Annotated in this window: 18 protein-coding genes and 1 riboswitch; of the genes, 9 read left to right on the top strand and 9 right to left on the bottom strand. The window is 60.1% G+C overall.

The genetic code is table 11. From position 1 onward, the window contains the following. Positions 1-33: 33 nt before the first annotated feature. The 4 genes from cobN to DHN10_RS12205 form a co-directional block, all read right to left on the bottom strand. A complete protein-coding gene (gene cobN, locus DHN10_RS12220; RefSeq protein WP_108815587.1) occupies positions 34-3732 on the bottom strand; it encodes a cobaltochelatase subunit CobN in 3699 nt (1232 codons plus the stop codon). Then, positions 3732-4181 (bottom strand): GNAT family N-acetyltransferase, encoded by a 450-nt coding sequence (locus DHN10_RS12215; protein WP_108815586.1) that lies wholly within the window; start codon positions 4179-4181, stop codon positions 3732-3734. The genes cobN and DHN10_RS12215 overlap by 1 nt, the downstream gene beginning before the upstream one ends. Further along, positions 4178-5245: a cobalamin biosynthesis protein CobW gene (cobW, locus tag DHN10_RS12210; RefSeq protein WP_108815585.1), complete on the bottom strand. Its 1068-nt coding sequence runs from the start codon at positions 5243-5245 to the stop codon at positions 4178-4180. Before cobW ends, DHN10_RS12215 begins: the two co-directional genes overlap by 4 nt. A 226-nt stretch (positions 5246-5471) precedes the next feature. Next, a complete protein-coding gene (locus DHN10_RS12205; protein ID WP_108815584.1) occupies positions 5472-6146 on the bottom strand; it encodes an energy-coupling factor ABC transporter permease in 675 nt (224 codons plus the stop codon). 36 nt (positions 6147-6182) lie between these two features. Next, positions 6183-6404, bottom strand: a riboswitch (cobalamin riboswitch). A 233-nt stretch (positions 6405-6637) separates the two neighbouring features. Here DHN10_RS12205 and smc point away from each other — a divergent pair. Continuing rightward, positions 6638-10093 (top strand): chromosome segregation protein SMC, encoded by a 3456-nt coding sequence (smc, locus tag DHN10_RS12200; protein WP_108815720.1) that lies wholly within the window; start codon positions 6638-6640, stop codon positions 10091-10093. 95 nt (positions 10094-10188) lie between these two features. On the opposite strand, the gene DHN10_RS12195 is transcribed toward smc, so the two are convergent. From DHN10_RS12195 to DHN10_RS12180, 4 genes are all read right to left on the bottom strand, one after another. Beyond that, positions 10189-11355, bottom strand: coding sequence for a lytic murein transglycosylase (locus DHN10_RS12195; protein ID WP_108815719.1), 1167 nt, complete (start codon positions 11353-11355; stop codon positions 10189-10191). 89 nt (positions 11356-11444) lie between these two features. Further along, complete coding sequence (cbiB, locus tag DHN10_RS12190) at positions 11445-12323, bottom strand: adenosylcobinamide-phosphate synthase CbiB (RefSeq protein ID WP_234417124.1); 879 nt, start codon at positions 12321-12323, stop codon at positions 11445-11447. A gap of 14 nt (positions 12324-12337) precedes the next feature. Beyond that, on the bottom strand, positions 12338-13273 hold the full coding sequence (locus tag DHN10_RS12185; RefSeq protein ID WP_108815583.1) for a threonine-phosphate decarboxylase: 936 nt from the start codon (positions 13271-13273) through the stop codon (positions 12338-12340). Then, entirely contained in the window at positions 13270-13644 is a 375-nt protein-coding gene (locus DHN10_RS12180) for a DUF1636 family protein (protein WP_108815582.1), read from the bottom strand. Before DHN10_RS12180 ends, DHN10_RS12185 begins: the two co-directional genes overlap by 4 nt. A 200-nt stretch (positions 13645-13844) precedes the next feature. On the opposite strand from DHN10_RS12180, the gene DHN10_RS12175 reads away from it, so the two are divergent. Then, a complete protein-coding gene (locus DHN10_RS12175; RefSeq protein ID WP_108815717.1) occupies positions 13845-14231 on the top strand; it encodes a response regulator in 387 nt (128 codons plus the stop codon). On the opposite strand, the gene DHN10_RS12170 is transcribed toward DHN10_RS12175, so the two are convergent. After that, positions 14197-15174, bottom strand: coding sequence for a glutathione S-transferase family protein (locus DHN10_RS12170; RefSeq protein ID WP_108815581.1), 978 nt, complete (start codon positions 15172-15174; stop codon positions 14197-14199). The genes DHN10_RS12175 and DHN10_RS12170 overlap by 35 nt on opposite strands. A gap of 306 nt (positions 15175-15480) precedes the next feature. On the opposite strand from DHN10_RS12170, the gene DHN10_RS12165 reads away from it, so the two are divergent. The 7 genes from DHN10_RS12165 (at position 15481) to cobM (ending at position 22125) form a co-directional block, all read left to right on the top strand. Next, a complete protein-coding gene (locus tag DHN10_RS12165; RefSeq protein ID WP_108815580.1) occupies positions 15481-15696 on the top strand; it encodes a DUF6732 family protein in 216 nt (71 codons plus the stop codon). Then, positions 15693-16892: a sirohydrochlorin chelatase gene (locus DHN10_RS12160; protein ID WP_108815579.1), complete on the top strand. Its 1200-nt coding sequence runs from the start codon at positions 15693-15695 to the stop codon at positions 16890-16892. Before DHN10_RS12165 ends, DHN10_RS12160 begins: the two co-directional genes overlap by 4 nt. A gap of 64 nt (positions 16893-16956) precedes the next feature. Next, entirely contained in the window at positions 16957-17610 is a 654-nt protein-coding gene (locus DHN10_RS12155; protein ID WP_108815578.1) for a precorrin-8X methylmutase, read from the top strand. Then, positions 17603-18805 carry a precorrin-6y C5,15-methyltransferase (decarboxylating) subunit CbiE gene (cbiE, locus tag DHN10_RS12150; RefSeq protein ID WP_108815577.1) on the top strand — a complete coding sequence of 401 codons (1203 nt, stop codon included), beginning with the start codon at positions 17603-17605 and terminating at the stop codon, positions 18803-18805. The genes DHN10_RS12155 and cbiE overlap by 8 nt, the downstream gene beginning before the upstream one ends. Next, positions 18802-19503, top strand: a complete 702-nt coding sequence (gene cobI, locus DHN10_RS12145) for a precorrin-2 C(20)-methyltransferase (protein WP_108815576.1) — start codon at positions 18802-18804, stop codon at positions 19501-19503. Before cbiE ends, cobI begins: the two co-directional genes overlap by 4 nt. Beyond that, entirely contained in the window at positions 19494-21302 is a 1809-nt protein-coding gene (gene cobJ, locus DHN10_RS12140) for a precorrin-3B C(17)-methyltransferase (protein WP_108815575.1), read from the top strand. Before cobI ends, cobJ begins: the two co-directional genes overlap by 10 nt. 55 nt (positions 21303-21357) lie before the next feature. Further along, a complete protein-coding gene (cobM, locus tag DHN10_RS12135; RefSeq protein WP_108815574.1) occupies positions 21358-22125 on the top strand; it encodes a precorrin-4 C(11)-methyltransferase in 768 nt (255 codons plus the stop codon). The last annotated feature ends 33 nt before the right edge of the window (positions 22126-22158 follow it).

The raw sequence follows: 22158 nt of genomic DNA, 5'->3' as shown, positions 1-22158 counted from the left end.
TCTTTCCCTTTCGATGCGTGGGTTGCACCCACCCTACAGTAACCCTGCGATGCGGGCACGTGCGGAATTTGATTTGGGTTGCCAGAGGTTGCGGTCAATGGCCTCTTGCAGGCGTTGGGCGATTTCTTTCAGGGCTGGTGCGTTGGCGTCAGCAATGAAATCGCGGGTGTCATCGTCTTTGATGAAAGCCTCTTCCACCAGATCGAAATGGTGGTTGCGCACGGCACCCGTCGTTGCCGCAAAGGCAAAGAGGTAGTCAACCGTCGCCGCGATTTCGAATGCACCTTTGTAGCCGTGGCGTTTGACACCATCGATCCATTTGGGGTTCACGACGCGGCTGCGCACCACCCGTCCAATTTCATCGTCCAGCGTGCGGATGACAGGTCGCTCAGGGCGGGAATGGTCGTTGTGATAGATGGGTCTGTCTTGCCCCTGCAGGGTATTGATCGCTGCTGCGGCGCCGCCTTCGAATTGGTAGTAGTCGTCGCTGTCGAGAATATCGTGTTCGCGGTTGTCTTGGTTCTGGACGACTGCTTCCGTCTGGCTCAGCCGTTCTTCAAAGGCGTGGCGCGCCTTGCGGCCCTCTGCGCCTTTCCCGTAAGCATAGCTGCCCCATTCCAGATAGGCCTCGGCAAAATCTGATTTCTCGGCCCAGACGCGTTCGTCGATCAGCGCTTGCAGGCCAGCCCCGTACGCGCCCGGCTTTGAACCAAAGACGCGGGTTTGGTCTTCGCCGTTTTTTGTACGCGCCGCAGCGGGGTTGAGGTCGGCAGGTTCGTCGCGGTCTTGAACAGCGCGTGCCGCACTGTCGACCAGAGCGATGAGTTGCGGGAAGGCGTCGCGAAAGAAGCCAGAGATGCGCAGAGTAACATCGACACGGGGGCGGCCCAAAACGGACTGCGGCAGAACCTCGAACCCGGTCACACGGCGGTTGGCGCTGTCCCAAGTGGGTTTGACACCCATGAGCGCGAGCGCCTGTGCAATGTCGTCGCCGCCTGTGCGCATATTGGCTGTGCCCCACGCGGTGACCAGCATGGAGCGCGGCCAGTCGCCGTGGTCTTGGAGGTGCTTTTCAATCAGAAGATTGGCGGATTTCCAACCCAATGCCCACGCGGTTGGGGTGGGTACGGCACGGCTATCGACGGAATAGAAATTGCGCCCGGTCGGTAACACATCCAACCGTCCACGTGTAGGCGCACCGGATGGGCCGGGGGGGATGAATTTTCCTAAGAGCGCGGTGAGAAGGGCGGCACTTTCCTCCGGGCCGCAGGCCTGAACAGTTGGTAGGATAACCGTATTGATTTCGGCGAGAACGGCCGCGCTCATCGGCCCTGCCGGGTGCTCTTCACCGCTGAGCAGCTTTTGGGATAAGAGCTCTAACCGTTCAACGGTGTCGCCGTTGCTTCGCCATGTGTCGGGGCCTGCAAGGGCGTTGGGTTTCTCGGCGGCTGGTGCCGCCAGATCGCAATCAAGCGGGTCGATCGTCAGTCCAAAATCCTGCGCCAATGCCCGCAACAAAGAGGCGTTCTTGCCCGTCCCATCGCCACGTGGCACCCGAGCGAGTGCAATGGCCAGATCGCGTTCTTGCGGCCCTTCGGGAGATTGGCCGAAGACATGTAGCCCATCGCGAATTTGGGCCTCTTTGAGTTCGCAAAGGTAGGCGTCTAGTTTGCCCAGATCGCCGTCCTGATTCCCAGTAAAGCCGGCGTCTTTGGCGAGCCCAGTGACGTCTGAAAGTGACAGGATTTCGCGGCGCAGGTGATCAATGCGGCGGGGATCGACGCCTGCGGCTTCATAGTATTCGTCGACCAGCGCTTCGAGATCGCGCAAAGGCCCATAGCTTTCGGCACGTGTCAGAGGCGGTGTAAGATGGTCGATGATGACGGCAGATGTTCGTCGTTTGGCCTGTGTACCTTCGCCTGGATCATTGACGATGAAAGGATAGATGTGTGGTGTGGTGCCGAATACGGCCTCGGGCCAGCAGGTTTCGGACAGCGCGACGGCCTTGCCCGGTAACCACTCGAGGTTGCCGTGTTTACCCATATGGACAATCGCATCCGCGCCCCAGTGATGCCGAAGCCAGAAATAGAACGCCAGATAGTTGTGCGGCGGAACCAGATCGGGCGAATGGTAGGTGTCGGTCGGGTCGATGTTGTAGCCGCGGGCAGGTTGCAGCCCAACAACGGCGTTGCCAAACCGGTGGATGCTAAGGGCGAAACCGGTTTGCGCGGCTTTTGTCGGAGCCTCCGGCGGAGATATTTTAGAACAAAAGAAGGGGTCATCTTCCGCGCTGCCCCAACGATCAGTGATCTGGTCTTTGGTGTCCCAGGGCAAGGTGTCGAAATGTTGCCTATAGATGTCCAGAGGCAGGAATTCCCCGCCCTCTTTTTCCGCCCTGTCTGTCAGCCAATTGGTTGGCCCGGCCATGATTTGCGCCATAAGTGCAGCAATATCTGCGGGCGGCGTGACGTCATGCCCTTCCGCCTTGAGCAAGTTCAGGACATGGACGGTGGCCGCAGGTGTGTCGAGGCCGACGCCATTGGCAAGCCTGCCGTCTTTGTTGGGATAGTTTGCGAGGATCAGCGCGGTTTTTTTGATCTCTGCTGGCGTGCGCCGCAGGTCCGTCCAGCCTTTGGTAAGTTGCGTGACAAAGTCCACCCGGTCGCCGCGCGCCTGATAGGTGGCGATGGGGCATTCGGTGGCCTCGTCAAAGAAGGCTTCGCCTTTGAAGCTGATGGCGCGGGACAAGATCCGCCCGTCCACCTCTGGCAGGGCTACGTTCATCGCAATGTCGCGGGCGGTCAGGCCGTGCAGACCTTCGGCCCATGAGGTCTCTGATGCGCCGGAAAGGATGACCTGAAAGATGGGGGCATCATTGGCCAGCAGCGGGTTTTGCGGGCTGTCATCACCGTCATGCGGGCTGCCGACGGCGAAGGCGGTGCAGTTGAGGATGACCTCGGGAGGGGCCTCAGCAAAAATCTGATGGAGTGTGGCGGTGCTGATGGGATCCTTAAGACTGGCCACGAAGATAGGCAGGGGGTTGAGCCCAGCACGTGACAGGCTGCGGGTCATCCGGTTGATGGGGTTCAGGCCGCCGCCTTGCACAAGCGCGCGGTAGAAGATGATCGGCACAATGGGTGCGCCGTTAGTCCAGTTAGCCTGTGCAGCATGCAAATCAGCGACACCTTCGCCAGGCCAGTAGACACCGGCGCGCAGCAAAGGTGCTGGTGCTGCGGGTTTTTCGCCGCCGTCCAGCATTGCCTTGGCGTAGGCCAGTAGGTTGGTGCTGTTTTGCGGACCACCTTCGACGAGGTAGGACCAGAGCGTGTCATAGTCTCTTCCGTCGACGGTGGAAAGTTCGCGCAATTCCTGATCGGGTTTGTCGTCGCCGGGCAGGGCAGCAAATGGGATACCGGCCTCGCGCAAACGCGCGGCATATTGGGTGAGCCCGTATTTCCAGTATCCGGCCCCGCCAAGGATGCGCGCGATCACCAGCCGCGATTTTGTGGCGCAGTCGTCCAGATGCAGATCAACTGACATCGGGTGGGTCAAGTGCATCATATTGGCCAGCCGCAAACCGGGTGGGTCCGCCATTTCGGCACGTGCGTCCGATAGGGCCGCAAGTTCCGTGTCAGCGGCAGAGATGATCACCACCTCAGCGGGGGTCTGGCCCAGATCGACCGGCTCTGTTCCGTCGGAGATTGCTCCGGGTGTGGCGGCAAGCAGATGCATCAGAGCAGCTTTTCCATGAAGATCGAGCTGTTGGCGGCTTGATACCCGCCAAATACACCGCAATCGACAAAGCCGTGCCGCCGGTAAAGCCGGTGTGCGGCATGCAACACGTTGCCGGTTTCGAGTTTCAGCATAGGTAGACCCTCTTCACGGGCTTTGTCTTCGATCTGGCGCAGAAGGGCGTCAGCCACGCCTTTGCCGCGCACGTCCTCGGCGACGAACACTGATTTCACCTCGCCATAGCCGTCCTTGATGGCCAATGCTCCTGTGCCGCAGAGGATGTCGCCTTCACGTGCTGTGAAGAAATGGATATGCGGCGCGACGAGGTCGCCCACATCAAGGTAGAAGTTGTCTTCTGGCGGAAACAGGCTTTGCATCAAGGCATGACTTTGTTGCAGCAACGCGGTTGCACCGGCCTCGCGAGGATCACCTTGTTCGACGATGATCATGCTTGCAGGGCGGCGGTGATCCTGGCCTGATCGAGGCCAGCCTCGCCAATTACGACCAGTCGGGTCTCACGCGGTGCGTCGCCGAAGGGTTGGTCGAAATACGTATCTACGCGCGGGCCGACAGCTTGTAGGGTCAGGCGCATGGGTTTGCCAGCGACAGCGACAAAACCCTTGAGACGCAGAATACCATTGGCTCGGATCACATCGGCGACCTGTTCGGCAAAGGCGTTTGGGTCTTCAAGTTCGCCACGTGTGACGATGAAACTTTCGAATTCATCATGACCGTGCTCGTGTTCATGGTCGTGATGGTGGTCGTCTTCGTCATCATCGTGGTGATGATGGTGGTGGACCTCGTGCCGGGCTTCGAGATCGCCCTCGGCGCCAATGCCTTGACCAAGAAGAACATCAACGGGAAGCGCGCCCATTGATGCTTTGACGACCTGTACGCCTCCGCGCGATTCTGTCTTGAGTTTGGTCGATAGCGCGTCCGCTTCGGCCGCATCCAGAAGGTCGGTCTTGTTGACAACGATCATATCGGCGCAGGCGATCTGGTCCTCGAATAGTTCCGACAATGGCGTTTCGTGGTCCAGATTTTCGTCCTGCGCGCGCTGGGCATCCACTGCCGCCACGTTATGTGCAAACTGGCCGTCGTGGACGGCGCGACCATCCACAACGGTCACGACACCATCAACCGTCACTTTGGTGGAAATGCCGGGCCAGTTGAACGCGCGCACCAAAGGTTGCGGCAGCGCAAGGCCAGAGGTTTCGATCACGATGTGGTCGGGTTTGTCCTCACGGGCCAGCAGGGCCTCCATCGTGGGGATGAAATCATCGGCAACCGTGCAGCAAATGCAGCCATTGGACAGCTCAACGATGTCGTCTTCGGTGCAGACCTCATCGCCGCAGCCTTTGAGGATGTCACCATCGACCCCAAGATCGCCGAATTCATTGATGATCAGGGCGATTTTCTTGCCTTGGGCGTTTTGCAACATATGGCGGATCAGCGTTGTTTTTCCAGCTCCGAGGAAACCGGTAACAACGGTGGCAGGTATCTTGGTAGGCATATCTTATCCAATTCAAAATGCGTTGTGCGCAGGTTAGTGCCGCGCTGTTGGCCTGATGCGATCACCGTTTAGGTTTTCATAGAGAGTAAGCCACATGGCGTGACGACTATGCTCGCCGATCCTTCCTCTATTGATGGCGAACAACGTCGGTACGGGTGGCCGTATCCATCAGATCACGAAGAGCGGCCCTTTGCAGGACCGCCCCTTTGATCATGCACTTGTCAGATCAGGCGGCGTAGAGGCGCGGTGTCACCAGCGTGCTGCCTTCAAAGCGGCGCTTGCCCTTGGCGATGGCCAACAGGCCGAGGTCGGCAATCGGCTCAATCAGCAGGACGGCCATGTAGGCCGCACCAAATGACATCACTCCAGCGACATTCTCGGCGCCAAAGCCCGCGCCATAGAAGGCCCAGAAAGCGACCCACGCGACAATTCCGCCTTGGTATGTGGCGGACATGGCCAGTGCTTGTTTGTAGGTCAGATCGACGTAGGCTGTGCCTTTGGCAATCACATGCTTGGACAGCACATGCAGACCAAAGAGTGGTACCAACAGCGTTGTCAGGTTCGCACCATATTGCGGCAGATCGCTGGGCGACAAGAACAACGCTTGGATCAGCAAACCAGCGGCCAGCCCGATGGCGGCAGGGGCTGTGCCCAGCATCAACAGTAGCGATGAACCAAGGATAAAGTGAACCTCAGACACGCCCACCGACACATGTGGCAGAATTTCGAAAAAGATCACAACGGCGATGGTCGCGATCAGTGCGCGGCCCGCCAGTGACAGGATCCCGCGATCGCGCAGATTTTCCCATGTCAGTTTGGCCGCATAAACGGTCGCCCCGGCGGCGGTCGCATAGGACAGAGCGATTTTCGCCCCGGTGATAATCCCTGGTTCGATGTGCATTTTGTTTTCCTTTCTCTGCCGTCATCCCCGACGGCTTGAACGCAATCTTGCGCGGCTGGTCTCCTGGCTTGCGGGTCAATGCACTTTGCGGCCTTCCCAGGATGAAACTCCCAGTGGCATCGTTGCAAAGCACTCTCCGCATACAGTCGCGGGGGCGGCTGTGGCATGAGGCCTCCAACTTGGATCGGCCCTTCCACATTCCCATTTGATCCCCTGACGCTGAGCGCCGTGCGGGGAACCGTGCGCATTTGTTTTGCGCCCTTTGCACCTGACAGGTCAAGCTGGAAACCGACGTTTGAATGTAATCTGGCGGCGTCTGGGGCGGGATTTGCGGTGTGGTTTGGCGGGAAACGCTGAAAAACCGGCAACAATACGCAATATCTTGTGGATAACACGGCGGAACATGGCAGATAAGGGGTGCTGCCCGTTGACTCGGCCTACATCAGGGCGCGATGGTTTTGCACCTTGAGGAATCACGCAGGCAAGAATCATTGCGCTTTAGCAAACTCCGACTGAACGGCTTTAAAAGCTTTGTTGACCCGACCGATCTGATCATCGCGGACGGGTTGACGGGGGTTGTCGGTCCGAATGGTTGCGGCAAGTCCAACCTGCTTGAGGCGTTGCGCTGGGTCATGGGTGAAAACCGCCCCACGGCGATGCGTGGCGGCGGTATGGAAGACGTGATCTTTGCTGGTGCTGCGACCCGACCTGCCCGGAACTTTGCCGAAGTATCCCTTGTCATCGACAATGGCGAACGGCTGGCGCCTGCGGCGTTCAACGACAATGATAACCTTGAAATTATTCGCCGGATCACCCGAGATGCGGGCTCTGCCTACAAGGTTGGGGCAAAGGACGTCCGGGCGCGTGATGTGCAGATGCTGTTCGCAGATGCGTCCACCGGGGCGCATTCGCCGGCCTTGGTGCGGCAAGGCCAGATCTCGGAACTGATCAACGCCAAACCCAAGGCGCGCCGCCGCATTCTGGAAGAAGCGGCAGGTATTTCGGGCCTTTATCAACGCCGCCATGAGGCCGAACTAAAGCTGCGCGGCGCAGAGACCAATCTGACCCGCGTTGACGATGTGATCGAACAGCTAGCCACGCAATTGGGACAGTTGGCACGTCAGGCCAAGCAAGCTGCCCGCTATCGCGAAATCGGAGAAAAGCTGCGCCGCGCCGAAGGCATGCTGCTGTTCCGCCGCTGGAAAGAGGCGGATGAGGCATTGATGGCCGCTGCAGATCAGTTGCGTGAACGCACGACCGTGGCAGCGCAGGCCGAAAAAGCCGCGCGTGAAGCGGCCAAAGCCCGAACCAAGGCCGAAGAAGCCCTGCCGCCCTTGCGCGAAGAAGAGGCCATCGCTGCTGCCGTTCTGCAACGTCTACAGGTGCAACGCGACACGCTGAGTGATCAGGAAGAACGCGCGCGCGAGATGATCGAGACTTTGCGCGCCCGCATCGACCAGCTGACGCGTGATATGGACCGCGAAAGCGGGCTGAACAAGGACGCGGGCGAAACGATTGAGCGGCTCGAATGGGAAGCCCGCGAGATCACCAAGGCGGGCGAAGGCCATGAGGCGCGTCTTGAAGAGGCGCAAACAGCGGCCCGCGATGCCGCGGGCGTTCTGCAACAACGCGAGGCCGATCTGGCGCAGCTGACCGAAGATGTCGCCCGCTTGGCCGCGCGCCACCAGTCGGCGCAGCGTTTGCTAGATGACAATCGCACGACTTTGGAGAGAAGCGAGGCAGAGGCCACGCGCGCGAAGTCGGCAATGACAGAGGCCGAAGCAGCACTGTCCAAGGCAGAGGCTGATTTTGCCGCTGCAGGTAAGGCCGAAACGGTGGCGGTGGCTGCCGCCGAGGCTGCGGATCAGGCATTGACGGCCGCCGAGACCGCGCGAGCAGAGACGCAAGCGCGCGAAAGCGATGCGCGGGCTCTGCGATCTGAGGCCGAAGGCGAAGCGAATGCGTTGCGCGCCGAGGTTGCCGCATTGGCCAAGCTGGTGGAACGCGACACCGCAGAGGGTGGGCAAGTGCTTGATCTTTTGCGTGTGCAGGGGGGCTATGAAAAGGCGCTTGGTGCGGCATTGGCCGATGACCTGCGTGCGCCAGAGGTGGATGCGGGAGCAAAATCGGGCTGGGCCTTGTTGCCCGGCTACGCCAGCCCGCAGGATTTGCCAAGCGGTGTGAGGGCCCTAACCAACTACGTCACCGTGCCAGAGGTACTGGCCCGCCGCATGAGCCAGGTCGGCTTGGTCGACGCCGCCGATGGTCCGCGCTTGCAGGCTGATCTGAAGCCGGGGCAGCGTTTGGTGTCAGTCGATGGCGATCTGTGGCGCTGGGATGGGTTCCGGGCGGGTGCCGAAGATGCGCCATCTGCTGCCGCCCTGCGGTTGCAACAGCTCAACCGTCTTACTGAACTTAAACGTGATCTCGAAGAAGCTGCCGCCACTGCGCAAGGTGCCGAACAGGCGCATGAGGCGCTGACAACCTTGCTGCGCGAACAGACCGAGACTGATCACGCAGCCCGCCAAGCCCGCCGTGATGCGGACCGTGCTGTGGCTGATGCCAACCGTGCAGCCAGCCGCGCCGAGGCGGATCGCAACCTGAGCGAAGGCAAGCTGGAAAGCCTTGGATTGGCGATGAAACGCCACGAAGAAGAGGCAGTAAACGCGCGCCGCGCCTTGGCCGAGGCTGAAAAGGCGGCGGGTGATCTGGGCGATCTGGATACCGCGCGTGCCTCTGTCGAAGATGTCAAAATGACAGTGGAAGCGGCGCGAATTACTATGATGTCGCACCGCTCTGCCCATGATGAGGTGCGCCGCGAGGGCGAGGCGCGCCTCAAGCGCAGTCAGGAAATCACTAAGGAAGTCAGCGGCTGGAAGCACCGGTTGGAAACAGCCAACAAGCGGACAGCCGAACTGGCCGAGCGCAAGCAAACCTCGGAGGTGGAGCTGGCCGATGCCACCGCCGCACCCGAAGAAATCGCCGCCAAACGTGCGGAACTGACTGATGCGATTGATGAAGCCGAAGCGCGGCGCAAAGCCTCTGCCGATAAAATGGCCGAGGCCGACACCGCTCTGCGGGATGCAGGCCATCTGGAACGTGATGCCGAACGCGAAGCCTCTGAAGCCCGCGAAGCGCGGGCGCGCTCCGAGGCACGGTCTGATGCAGCCAAGGAAACAGTGGCCTATGCAGCCGAACGGATCATGGAGGCCCAAGAGGTCACGCCTGAGAAGCTGCTTGAGACGCTAGAGACCGACGTTGAACAGATGCCCGCCGCGGAGGTTGTCGAGGGGCAGGTCAATGCGCTGAAACGCCAGCGCGACAGTTTGGGTGCAGTGAACCTGCGTGCGGAAGAAGACGCGAAAGAGGTGCAGGTCGAACATGACAGTCTGGTCTCGGAAAAATCTGACCTGGAGGCTGCGATCGCCGCTCTGCGGTCGGGTATCGCGAGTCTGAACAAAGAAGGGCGCGAACGCCTGCTGACCGCCTTTGAGCAGGTGAATGAGAACTTCGGTCTGCTCTTTACCCATCTCTTTGGTGGGGGCGAGGCCAAGCTGGTGCTGGTGGAATCCGATGACCCGCTAGAGGCCGGTTTAGAGATTATGTGCCAGCCACCGGGCAAGAAGCTCAGCACCCTGTCACTGCTGTCTGGTGGCGAGCAAACGCTGACAGCGTTGGCGTTGATCTTTGCGGTGTTCCTCGCCAATCCTGCCCCGATTTGTGTGCTGGACGAGGTTGACGCGCCGCTAGACGATGCCAACGTGACCCGTTTCTGCGATCTGCTGGATGAGATGACCCGCCGTACCGACACACGCTTCCTGATCATCACCCACCACGCCGTCACAATGAGCCGGATGGACCGGCTCTTTGGTGTGACCATGGGCGAGCAGGGTGTGTCACAGCTGGTGTCTGTCGATCTGAAAAAAGCCGCGGCGATGGTGGCTTAGGCCCCAACCTCGGGCGGGTGATCAATCATCAGCTATTCTGCCGCTGCGGCAGCCAGCATGCCCACCCACATTGCGAAAGTGATATTGCCGGCGGATCAAAGCTGGTTCAGCAGGTCCAGCGTTGGCCAGGCATCAGCGGGCATGCCAAGGCGTACCTGCTCTGCCTGCACCGCCGCGCGCGTCATCGCCCCAAGGATGCCATCAATCCCACCAACATCATGGCCCCGCGCTGTCAGCTTTTGCTGCAGTTGCTGCATCTGTTGGCCGGACAGAGGTGGTGTAGGATTGCCCGCATCATAGACCTGCGCCCCACCAAGCCGCGTGGCGAAATAGGCGGCAGTTGTCACGTAGACAAAGCTCTTGTTCCAATCGAAATAGACCTCGAAATTCGGATAGGCGAGGAAGGCGGGCCCGTTGCGCCCCATCGGCAACAGGACAGAGGCAGGCAGGTTTGATGGCCCCAGCGCCCCTTGCCGCGCGGTCACACCGCGCGCCGCCCAATCGCGCACGCTCAGCTTGTGGTTCAGCCCCGTTTGCGACCAATCGAGGTTGGCGGGCACGTTGATTTCCTGCAACCAAGGTTCATTCGCGCGCCAGCCCAGCGAGGATAACACATTGGCCCCTGTCATCAGCGCATCCGGGGACGAGCCTTTGAGGTCAACAACACCGTCGCCGTCACCGTCCATGCCTTGGCGCACAATCTCTCGTGGGAGTTTTTGTAGCTGGCCAATCTCGCCTGCCCAAGCCCCGGTCGTGGTGGCCGGGTTCATGCCGCCGCGCCGGTAAAGCTCTATCGCGGCGATCAGTTGTGGGCGGAACAGATCGGGCCGTCGGCAATCATGGGCCAGGGTCAGCAGCGCGTTGCGCGTATTGAAACTGCCTTGCACCTGGCCATAGTCTGTCTCGAAGGCCCAGAACGCCAAAAGCACGCCGCGCGGAATGCCGAACCGGGCCTCGATCGTGCCAAAGGTGCTGTCAAAGCGCTGGCCATAAACCCGCCCGTTGTCGATGCGATTCTGGCTGATCAATGCGCGCGAGAAGCTGACAAAATCCTTCTGAAAAACCCCCTGTGCCCGGTCGGCATTCAGCACGGATTGTTCGATGCGCGCCCCCTGAAAGAACGCCTCCGCTGTCGCCGCCGGAATGCCGGCCGCTTGTGCCTCGGCCTTGACCCCCTCGATAAAGGTATTGACTGGTCCGCCGCAGGTCTGGCTGTTGGCTGTGCTGGCGATCAGGGAAAGGGCGAGTGCTGCTGCGCGCATGAAAGGCTCCATTCTGGCTTTGGCGCGAAGGTAGCAGTGCTGTGCTGTGGCGCAAGTCGGCATCTGGGCGGCGCGGCGAAAATCGCCGTTTAGAACAATGCCAGCAGCAGGGCGATGATCAGCGCCAGCCCCCAGGTTTTCCACAACACGCCCACTGCCTGATCGATGTGATCTGCGCTCAGTGCCCGTTCACCGTCTGCATTGACGAAAGGATAGTCCTTGGTCGTGCCCTCATAGCTGCGCGGCCCGCTCAGCGCGATATCTAGCCCATGCGCCATGGCGGCCTCTGGCCAGCCTGCATTGGGCGAGCGGTGCAGGGGTGCCTCGCGCAGGATTGCACGGGTGTCGGGTCTACTGGTGACCGCCCAGATCAAGGCCGCAGTCAACCGCGCCGGGATCAGGTTGAGCAGATCATCCAGCCGTGCCGCCGCCCAGCCAAAAGCGTCGTGCTTGGGGGTGCGGTAGCCGATCATGCTGTCGGCGGTGTTGACGATCTTGTAGATCAGCAGCCCCGGAACCCCTGCAACAGCGAACCAGAAGACGGGTGCGATCACACCGTCAGAAAGATTTTCAGCCGCACTTTCGATGGCTGACCTTGCGACGGCGGCTTCATCCATGTCGCGGGTGTCGCGTCCAACGATCATGGCAACAGCGAGTTTGCCGTCACCCAAGGAAAGGCGCAATGCATCACCCACGGACTGCACGTGTTGCACCAGTGACCGCTGCGCGAGCAGCACGGCCAGCACGATGATATCAAGGACAGGACCGGGGGCTTTCTCGATCAGCCAGCCAATGGCCCCGGCGACAATACACAGTTCGATCATAGTCATGGTGCCAAGCAGCCGCTGGTGGTTGCCTTTGTTGAACCTGACGTCGCACCAGTTGATCAACCGCCCCATCAGAACCGCCGGATGTGGGACACGCGACCAAAGCCAACGCGGCTCTCCGGCAGCGGCATCCAACACCATCCCGAGGATCAGGATCACAATGCGTTCTCCAACTGCGCCCAGCGGTCCGGCGCGGGCAAGCCCAGACGCAGCCAATCTGGCGCATAAGGGAAAATGCGCGATAGGACATGGTGCCGGGCAAGGTGGTCATGGGCAGCTGTGGCGTCCTGGACCTTGTAGAGACGGAAAAGTGTGGTCCCGCCAAGCACTTCGGCGCCCGACGCCATCAGCAGATCATCCATCCTTGCCGCATCCACGGCCAGCCGCGCGCGGGTCTGATCGGCCCATTGCGGATCCGCCAAGGCTTCGGCCCCGATGGACAGGGCCGGCCCTGAGATTTGCCACGGTCCCAGCAGATCGGTGAGCCGCGCGATAATCGCAGGATCGCCGATGGCAAAGCCAAGACGTAGCCCCGCCAGCCCCCAGAACTTGCCAAAGCTCTTGAGCACGACCGTGCCGGGACGTGCTGCGAGGTGGATCAAGGATTGATCTGGTGTGACGTCGCAAAAGCTCTCGTCAATGATGGTGTGGGGTGTGGTCAGCTCTGCCGCTTGCCAGATCCGCCCATCGGGGTTGTTTGGATGTACAGCGACCAGCATGTGGCTTGGGTCTTGACCCAAGCGCCAGTCGGCCGCGTCGAAAGCAGCGCCATGCTCGTTATAGGTTGGGCCGGGAATGCATACCTCACCTTGTGGGATGACACGCGGTAAGGCCGCGATGATTGCAGATGCCCCGGTGGCACCGACAATGGCGGCATCATCAGGAACATTCCAAAACCGACGGGCAAGCGCATAGAGGCGCGCAAAGGCGGCCTTGTCCGGCAAGGCAGTCCATGCGTCGGCGGGCATGGCGGGCATTGGATAGGGTGCCGGGTTGATCCCTGTGGACAGGTCCAGCCAATCACTGCGGGCGCCGCCAAAGCAGGCGATTGCAGCATCGATGCCGCCACCGTGGTCGCGTGCCTTGGTCATTCGTCTGTGGGCAGCGGTGGGTGGCGGGTCACAAAATGACCTTTGATCGCTTCGGGCCAGTCGCGGTAGGGCACGCGCCCGGTCTCTGACTGCGCATGGGCGATGGCATAGGCCACAACGCCGGATGCGGCATCGGTTCCCGGCTCAAACTCGCCCAAGGTGTAGTTGAGCTTGCCATCTGCCTGAATGGCGATGTTGCAGGCTTTTTTGCATCCCATCAGGCAGGACACCCGGCGTGTCTTTACCTCTGACAGCCCCGTCGCCGCAGCTTCGATCATATCGGCCATCCGCTCACCATCGGTTTGCGCCATATCGCCGGTTTCCCAGCCTTCGCGCTTGCAGGTGTCGCAGATCGTGATCCAGGTGGTCATGCTGTTGTGCCTTCTTATTGGTCATCGTCTTCAAGCGGATTCTTGCCATCCGCACAAGGATTTCTGGCGGAGCCTGCCTTTTGGGACAGGTCGAGGGGGATGTTAAGGTTTCGTTAACTCTTTGGGCGGAGTTGTGTTGATGGGTTATTCATAGAATCGAGATGCACCCAGACGCAACGCGCTTTGGGAAGGGGGCTGAAATGCGGATTTTGATTGTTCAAAGTAATGAGAACCTCGGCAACCTGTGGAAACGGCACCTTGGCCGCCTTGGGGCAGAGGTGACATTGGTCAGCACCGGCGTGCGGGCGTGCAACATAATACAGTCAAACGAATTTGATGTCATTGTACTCGATTTGATTCTCAGTGACGGCTGTGCTCTGACAGTTGCCGATTTTGCCAACTTCCGCCAGCCCGGTGCCAATGTGGTTTTTGTCACCGACACCACTTTTTTCTCTGACGGATCGATTTTCAATCATTCCGCCAATGCGCGTGCTTTCGTGAAATCAACAACGGCGCCGGGTGACCTGGCAGTTATCGTGCATCACTACGGCGCTACGAGCCGCGCCCGTGTGGCGCATCATAGCTAAGGTCGGGATTGATCGGCACGATCCGATGCGGATTGATGCTTTCGTGGCTGTAGTGATAGTGGCGCACGATATGATCCATATTCACCGTCTCGGCGATGCCCGGCATCTGGTATAGCTCGCGGGTGTAGCCCATCAGATTGGGATAGTCCGCGATCCGTTTACGATTACATTTGAAATGCAGGTGATAGACGGGATCGAACCGCACCAAAGTGGTCCAAAGCCGCCAATCCGCTTCGGTCAGCCGATCCCCCATCAGATAGCGGTTTTCATGCAACCGCTCTTCAAGCCAATCGAGCGTATCGAACAGCGGATGTACCGCTTTTTCATAGGCCTGTTGCGTTGTAGCAAAGCCGGATTTGTAGACGCCGTTGTTAAGCGTGTCGTAGATACGGTCATTGACCGGGGCGATGTCGTCACGCAGGTCCGCGGGCCAGTAATCGTCTCCATTGCCGGTGATCCCGTCAAAGGCAGAATTGAACATGCGGATGATTTCTGAGGACTCGTTGGATACGATGCTGCTCGTTTCTTTGTCCCAAAGAATCGGAACTGTCACCCGCCCATTCATGTCAGGCACGGCCTTGGTATAGATGTCGCGGGCAAAGGGCAGACCAAAGAGCCTGTCACCCGTGGCCCCTTTGTCGTCGATCTCAAACGTCCAGCCATCTGTCAGCATGTCAGGGTGAACCGCTGAGATATCGATGTGGTCCGTCAGCCCTTTAAGTTGACGAAACACCAACGTGCGATGCGCCCAGGGACAGGCATATGACACATAGAGATGGTAGCGCCCGGATTCGGCCTTGAAGCCGCCAGACCCACTTGGCCCCGCCGCACCATCGGCTGTGATCCAGTTGCGGAAATGCGCGTCTTTGCGCACAAAAGCGCCGCCGGTTTTCTTGGTGTCATACCAGACGTCATGCCAGACGCCGTCTACAAGTTGGCCCATCTTGGATCATCCCTTTGCTGTTATGATGCAGCTATATGATTCTGGATTGCACACAAATAGCCATCGAGGCGCATCTCATCTGCATTGGCGCACATAGATCGTGGCGTCCAAGGGATTTGAGAGGTCGCTTAAGGGTTTGCTCTCTGTCTGAGCCGTCACTATACCAGCATCCAGACGAAGCCCTTTTCAGGGCCAGAACGGTTGGAGGTGCGGCGGTTGACCCAATAGGGGACCCAAACACCACGTCGTCGCACTCGGGTTGTCCCGGGTTTCTGGTCCTGATGTTATAAGATGGACCCAAGAGATATGCGCCTCATTGCTGTTCTAACGCTATTACTGACCGGCACCTCTGCCGCAGCCCACCCCGGCCATTTGGTCGATGTGGCAGGGCACGACCACTGGGTGGCTGGTGCAGCGATTGGTCTGGCCGGATTGGCCGCAATTTGGGGCGCGCTGAAGGGCAAAAAGGCGAACGCCGAAGAGGCAGAGCTTGAAAAAGAGCTGGAAGAGGAAGCCGCATGAAAACCGGTGTCATGATCTGCGGCCATGGGTCGCGCAGCCAATCTGCGGTGGATGAGTTTGCAACGCTGGCCGAACGGCTGCCTGCCTATCTGCCTGTCGACTGGATGACCGACTATGGCTATCTGGAATTTGCCAATCCCGTGATCCGCGATGGCCTTGATAACTTGCGCACCGCAGGGTGCGACCGCATCCTTGCTGTGCCGGGCATGCTTTTTGCTGCGATGCACGCCAAGAATGATATCCCTACCGTGCTTAATACCTACGCCACTAAGCATGAAATTGATGTGCGCTATGGCCGCGAATTGGGCGTCGACCCCAAGATGATCGCCGCCGCCGCGGGCCGTATTCAAGAGGCAGTGGACCGCGCCAACGCAGAGCAGGGCGAGATGCCCCTGACCGAAACCTGTCTGGTTGTGATCGGACGCGGGGCCTCTGACCCCGACGCCAACGGCAATGTCGCCAAGATCGCGCGGATGTTGCAAGAGGGCATGGGCTTTGGTTGGGCCGAAGTTGGCTATTCCGGTGTGACCTTCCCGCTGGTCGAACCGTGCCTGCAACATGTGGCGCGCCTACCTTACAAACGGGTCATTGTATTCCCCTATTTTCTGTTCTCGGGCATCCTGATTGACCGGATCTACGGCTTCACCGATCAGGTGGCCGCAGAGCACGCGGACATGCAGTTCATCAAGGCAGGCTATTTGGGTGATCACCCCAAAGTGCTTGAGACCTTCGCGGAACGCATCATGGAGCAGATCAGTGAAACGCCCCCGCCCAACTGTGGGATTTGCGGTTATCGCGAACAGGTGCTGGCGCTGGAAGACGGCAAACATCATCACATCAAACCCGAAGACCGTGCGCATCCCGCCTTTGGTGATGTCCCGCCGCCCACTTGTGTGCTCTGCAAATACCGCACTGCCGTGCTGGGCTTCGAAGGTGAGGTTGGCGCCGTGCAGGAAAGCCACCACCACCATGTTGAAGGACAGGGTGCCAATGCCCCCGGCTCGAATGTGGCCGATTGCGCGCTTTGCGACACCTTCTGCTCCGGCATGTGCCGGTTGGAGGCCGCAGATCATCATCACCACCACCACGGGCATGATCACCACCATGATCATGACCACGATCACCACCATCACGCGCCTTACCCACATGCCAAACATCCTCATGGGCCTGAGAGTGCGCGCAAAACACGCGCCTGATCGGTTTCAGCCGAAACACCCGCCAGAGGCTCTGGCATTCGCAACTTGACGCAAAGGTCCGCACGTGCGCCCTTACGAAACTGATCCCAAGGCGATCTACGCCCAAAGCTTTGCCACCGTCCGCGAAGAGGCGCGGTTGGAGCGTTTTGCGCCTGCGATGCATCCGCTGATCACGCGGTTGATCCATTCTTGCGGGATGGTCGAAGTGGCGGATCGATTGACGTTCTCACCGGATGCCGCAGCGGTGGGCCACGCGGCGCTGGCATCGGGTGCGCCGGTCCTGTGCGATTGTGAAATGGTTGGTGCGGGGATCATCCGCCGTTATCTGCCCGCCGGGAATGAGGTGGTGGTTACGTTGAACGATCCATCAGTGCCCGACCGGGCGGCCAAGATCAGCAACACGCGCTCTGCCGCGGCTGTGGAGTTGTGGAAAGATCAGATTGAAGGTGCAGTCGTTGCGATTGGCAATGCTCCGACGGCATTGTTTCACCTTCTTGAATTACTTGATGCGGGCTGGCCCAGGCCTGCCGTGATCCTGGGCTTCCCTGTTGGCTTTGTGGGGGCTGCTGAAAGCAAGGCAGAACTGGCCGCCAATCCGCGCGGTTGTGACTACGTCGCTCTGCGTGGACGGCGCGGAGGGTCTGCCATGGCCTCGGCTGCGGTAAATGCTTTGGCGGCGGGTTTGCCCGAAGATGCGAAGGTGACAAACGATGTCTGATCCCTGGCTGCATATCGTGGGCATTGGCGAGGATGGGATGCAAGGGCTTGTTCCCGCGACCCGCGCTGTCGTCGAGGCTGCTGAATTTATCATCGGTGGTGAACGCCATCACAAACTGGCCGAAAACCTGACCGCAGAGCGGCTGGCGTGGCCGCACCCGTTTGACGCGCTGATTGACACGATAGATGGGTTGCGCGGACGTCGCGTTGTGGTGCTCGCCACGGGTGATCCTTTGTGGTTCTCAGTTGGGGCCCGCATCGGGCGCACAATTGATCCCGCAGAGATCGTCTATCACCCGCAGCTTTCTGCATTTCAGTTGGCAGCGGCGCGCATGGGCTGGTCTTTGCCGGATGTTGAAACGCTCACCGTGCATGGTCGCCCGGTGGAGCAGATGATTGCCTTCATCCAGCCTGACGCGCGCCTGCTGGTGCTGACAACTGGGGCCGAGACCCCAGCACAGATTGCAACCTTCCTGACCGAGCGTGGCTTTGGTAAATCCAGAATGACAGTCTTTGCCGCGATGGGCGGCAAGGACGAGCAGCGCTTTGATGCAACGGCTGAAAGCTGGGATCATGTTGTACCGGCCTTCAACACATTGGCCGTTGATTGCATCGCCGCGCCTGACGCGGCCTTGTTGCCCCGTGTGCCGGGGCTGGCTGATGATCTTTTCCAATCCGACGGCACAATGACCAAGCAAGAGGTCCGCGCGGCCACTGTGGCCAAGCTCATGCCCATGCGCGGCGCACTTTTGTGGGACATCGGCTGTGGCTGTGGATCGGTTGCCATCGAATGGATGCGTGCGGCGCGCTATGCCCGCGCCATAGGGATTGAGCCGCGCGCGGACCGGCGGGCGATGGCGGCGGCCAATGCGCTGGCGCTGGGCGTGCCGAAATTGGAATTGGTTGAGGGCTCTGTACCGAATGCGCTGGAAGGGCTTGATGCGCCGGATGCGATTTTCATCGGGGGCGGGCTGAGCCGTGAAACATTTGACGCCGCTTGGGCCGCTTTGCGCCCTTTGGGGCGGATGGTTGCCAATGCGGTTACACTGGAAAGCGAGGCGGAATTGATTGCCCTGCACAAGACCCATGGCGGAGACCTGGTGAAACTTTCCGTACATCGCGCCGAACCTGTGGGCCGATTGACGGGCTGGCGACCGCTGATGCCGGTGACACAGTGGAGCCTTGTGAAACGATGAGCGGTACTCTTTATGGTGTGGGGCTGGGGCCGGGTGCGCCAGACCTGATGACCCTGCGCGCGGCCCGGTTGATCGAAACAGCAAAGGTGGTGGCCTATCCCACGCTGGCAGGTGCAGAGAGTTTTGCGCGGTCTATTGCCGCCGATCTGATCCCGACGGGCGCACAGGAAATCGTCATGGATGTGCCGATGTCGGTTGAACGTGCCCCGGCGCAATCGGCCTATGACAAAGGTGCCGCCGAGATTGCGGCGGTATTGGACAAGGGTCAGGATGTTGTCTGCCTCTGCGAGGGCGATCCGTTCTTTTATGGCTCTTTTATGTATCTTTTTGCGCGGCTCTCAGAGACCTATCGGGTTGAGATTGTGCCGGGTGTCACCTCTGTCACCGCTTGTGCCGCCCGTGCAGGCCTGCCACTTGCGGCCCGAAATGAGCGTCTGACGGTGCTGCCGGGCCCCTTGCCAGAGGCCGAACTGCGCACTCGGATTGAAGGCGCCGAGAGCGTCGTCATCATGAAGGTGGGCCGACATCTGGCGAAACTGCGCGCAGTAATTGATGACCTTGGCCTCACACAAGGCGCCGTTTATGTCGAGCGCGCAACCCTGCCCGAAGAGGTTGTTTTGCCACTGGCAGACGCGCCTGAAACCGCACCATATTTTTCGATGATCCTGCTGACAAAAGGGGCCGATCCATGGCTTTGAAACCCGTCGTATTGGCCTTGTCCCGCTCTGGCGAAGCAACCGCTCACAAAGTGGCGGCCACCTTGGGCGCGCATGTGCATGGCCGCGAGGACCGCGTTGATCAGGCGGATGCATTCTTTGCCAATGCGCTGGACCATGCCCGCGATCTATTCGCCGCTGGCGTGCCGATCGTTGGGGTTTGCGCTTCTGGCATTTTGATCCGTGCGGTAGCACCGCTTTTGGCTGACAAGATAACAGAGCCACCTGTGCTGTCGGTGTCTGATGATGGGGCCGTCGTTGTACCTCTTTTAGGTGGGCATCGCGGAGCCAACAAACTGGCCGCGGAAATTGCAACCGCGTTGGAGGCGACGGCGGCTGTCACGACCGCAGGCGATGTGGCCCTTGGGGTCGCATTGGATGAGCCTCCGGCAGGGTGGCGGCTGGTCAACCGGGCCGATGCCAAAGGTGCGATGGCGACATTGTTATCCGGGCAAGGCGCCACCGTTACCGGCGAGGCCCCTTGGTTGGCGACTTTGCCCGCTGGTGATGGTCTGCGCATCTCTTGCACGATGGATGCGCAGCACGACCTTGACCCGACCCACCTACAGTTCGCCCCGCAGCGGCTGACACTTGGAGTTGGCTGCGCGCGCGATTGTCCACCTGCGGAACTGGCAGCACTTGCCCGTCAGGTTTTCGAAGAAGCTGGGGTCGCGCCGGAAGCGGTGCAGTCGGTAAATACGATCACACTAAAGGCGGATGAGCCCGCCATCATCGCGTTGGCGCAGGAGCTTGATGTGCCTTTGCGTGTATTTGAGGCGGACACATTGGACGCCGAGACGCCGCGCTTGGCGAACCCCTCGGATGTCGTTTTTGCCGAAGTGGGCACCCATGGTGTGGCCGAGGCAGCAGCGTTGGCGCAGGCCGGGCCCGATGGAGAGTTCCTGATTTCCAAGCGCAAGACAGCCAACGCAACCTGTGCTTTGGTCGTGTCTCCTGCACCGCTCACGACGTTGCAGGGCCGTGCGCGTGGGCGCTTGTCCGTGGTGGGCATTGGTCCCGGCCAAGCCGCATGGCGGACGCCCGAAGTGTCGCGCCTGGTGTCGGAGGCCGAAGAACTGGTTGGATATGGCCTCTACATCGATTTGCTGGGCCCCTTGGCCATCGGCAAGGACCGTTCCGATTTTCCCTTGGGCGGCGAAGAAGACCGCTGCCGCTATGCGTTGGAACAGGCTGGCAAGGGCAAGAATGTGGCTTTGGTCTGCTCTGGCGATGCCGGCATTTATGCCATGGGCGCGCTGGTGTTTGAGCTGTTGGACCGTGGCCCTGATGAAATGGGTGTGTCGGACGCTGCGCGCCGTGTTGATGTGGTCTGTTCACCGGGGGTGAGCGCCTTGCAGGGGGCGGCCGCGCGGGCGGGCGCACCATTGGGGCATGACTTTTGTGCGATATCCCTGTCGGACCTGCTGACTCCTCGCGCAGACATTGTGAAACGTCTGCGTGCTGCGGCAGAGGGGGACTTTGTCATTGCCTTCTATAACCCGGTGTCCATGCGTCGCCGGACCTTGTTGGCCGAGGCGCGCGAGATTCTGTTGCAGCACCGTCCGGCTGATACGCCTGTGATGCTGGCCTCTTCCTTGGGGCGGCCAGAGGAACACATACGCTATCGCCGCCTTGATGAATTGGAAGTGGATGAAGTGGATATGCTGACCGTTGTTCTGATCGGATCATCGCATTCACGGCTGGCTGCTTTGGGAGAAGGGCCGCGCATGTACACGCCGCGTGGCTATGCCCGCAAAATTGATGGGGATCTGGCAGGGTGACGCTGTTTCGCTGGCGCGAAAACCGCCCCACCCGCCGTCCCAAAGGAGAAAGATCATGACTGTATTCTTTATTGGCGCCGGTCCGGGTGACCCCGAACTGCTGACGCTGAAGGCCGCACGGATGATCGGATCCTGCCCGGTGTGTCTTTATGCCGGATCACTGGTGCCTGCAGAGGTGGTGGCCTGCGCCCCAGATGATGCGCTGGTCATGGATACCGCACCGATGACGCTGGATGACACGCATGGTGAGATCCTCAAGGCGCACGCCTTGGGTCAGGACGTCGCACGCGTGCATTCGGGCGATCCGTCGCTATATGGCGCCATTGCCGAACAAATCCGCCGGTTGAAGGCAGATGGCATCGACTATCAGATCATTCCGGGCGTGCCCGCCTATGCCGCGGCGGCGGCGGCTCTTGGCACTGAGCTAACCGTGCCTGAAGTGGCGCAATCTATCGTTCTGACCCGCATGTCGATGAAATCGACGGGGATGCCCCCAGGCGAGACGCTGGAGAATTTCGCCCGTACGGGTGCCACCTTGGCCATCCATCTGGGCATCCGCGCGATGCGTGAAATTGAGCGGCAGTTGGCACCCCATTACGGAGAGGATTGTCCGGTGGCCGTCATTTACCGGGTTGGTTGGCCGGATCAGATGATCATCCGGGGCACGCTGATGGACGTCCGTGAAAAGGTCCGCACGGCCAAAATTACGCGTACGGCACTTATCCTTGTGGGGCCGGCCTTGGCCGATTCGCACGGCTTTCCAGACTCGGCGCTATATGATGCAGCCAAACCGCATGTGCTGCGCCCCCGCGTGAAAGCCTAATTTTAAGGCATTGCCGCGCTGCGGCGGATTTTG

The sequence above is a fragment of the Loktanella sp. Alg231-35 genome, assembly GCF_900143545.1.
Lineage (GTDB): Bacteria > Pseudomonadota > Alphaproteobacteria > Rhodobacterales > Rhodobacteraceae > Yoonia.
The sequence above is the reverse complement of the archived record's forward strand: the minus strand, read 5'-3'. Positions and strand labels throughout refer to the sequence as shown.

Bases quoted from the DNA above. Each gene is read 5' to 3' on its own strand.
- cobN (WP_108815587.1), bottom strand. From the start codon at position 3,732: ATGCATCTGCTTGCCGCCACACCCGGAGCAATCTCCGACGGAACAGAG.
- DHN10_RS12215 (WP_108815586.1), bottom strand. From the start codon at position 4,181: ATGATCATCGTCGAACAAGGTGATCCTCGCGAGGCCGGTGCAACCGCG.
- cobW (WP_108815585.1), bottom strand. From the start codon at position 5,245: ATGCCTACCAAGATACCTGCCACCGTTGTTACCGGTTTCCTCGGAGCT.
- DHN10_RS12205 (WP_108815584.1), bottom strand. From the start codon at position 6,146: ATGCACATCGAACCAGGGATTATCACCGGGGCGAAAATCGCTCTGTCC.
- DHN10_RS12195 (WP_108815719.1), bottom strand. From the start codon at position 11,355: ATGCGCGCAGCAGCACTCGCCCTTTCCCTGATCGCCAGCACAGCCAAC.
- cbiB (WP_234417124.1), bottom strand. From the start codon at position 12,323: ATGGTGTTGGATGCCGCTGCCGGAGAGCCGCGTTGGCTTTGGTCGCGT.
- DHN10_RS12185 (WP_108815583.1), bottom strand. From the start codon at position 13,273: ATGACCAAGGCACGCGACCACGGTGGCGGCATCGATGCTGCAATCGCC.
- DHN10_RS12180 (WP_108815582.1), bottom strand. From the start codon at position 13,644: ATGACCACCTGGATCACGATCTGCGACACCTGCAAGCGCGAAGGCTGG.
- DHN10_RS12175 (WP_108815717.1), top strand. From the start codon at position 13,845: ATGCGGATTTTGATTGTTCAAAGTAATGAGAACCTCGGCAACCTGTGG.
- DHN10_RS12170 (WP_108815581.1), bottom strand. From the start codon at position 15,174: ATGGGCCAACTTGTAGACGGCGTCTGGCATGACGTCTGGTATGACACC.
- DHN10_RS12165 (WP_108815580.1), top strand. From the start codon at position 15,481: ATGCGCCTCATTGCTGTTCTAACGCTATTACTGACCGGCACCTCTGCC.
- DHN10_RS12160 (WP_108815579.1), top strand. From the start codon at position 15,693: ATGAAAACCGGTGTCATGATCTGCGGCCATGGGTCGCGCAGCCAATCT.
- cbiE (WP_108815577.1), top strand. From the start codon at position 17,603: ATGTCTGATCCCTGGCTGCATATCGTGGGCATTGGCGAGGATGGGATG.
- cobI (WP_108815576.1), top strand. From the start codon at position 18,802: ATGAGCGGTACTCTTTATGGTGTGGGGCTGGGGCCGGGTGCGCCAGAC.
- cobJ (WP_108815575.1), top strand. From the start codon at position 19,494: ATGGCTTTGAAACCCGTCGTATTGGCCTTGTCCCGCTCTGGCGAAGCA.
- cobM (WP_108815574.1), top strand. From the start codon at position 21,358: ATGACTGTATTCTTTATTGGCGCCGGTCCGGGTGACCCCGAACTGCTG.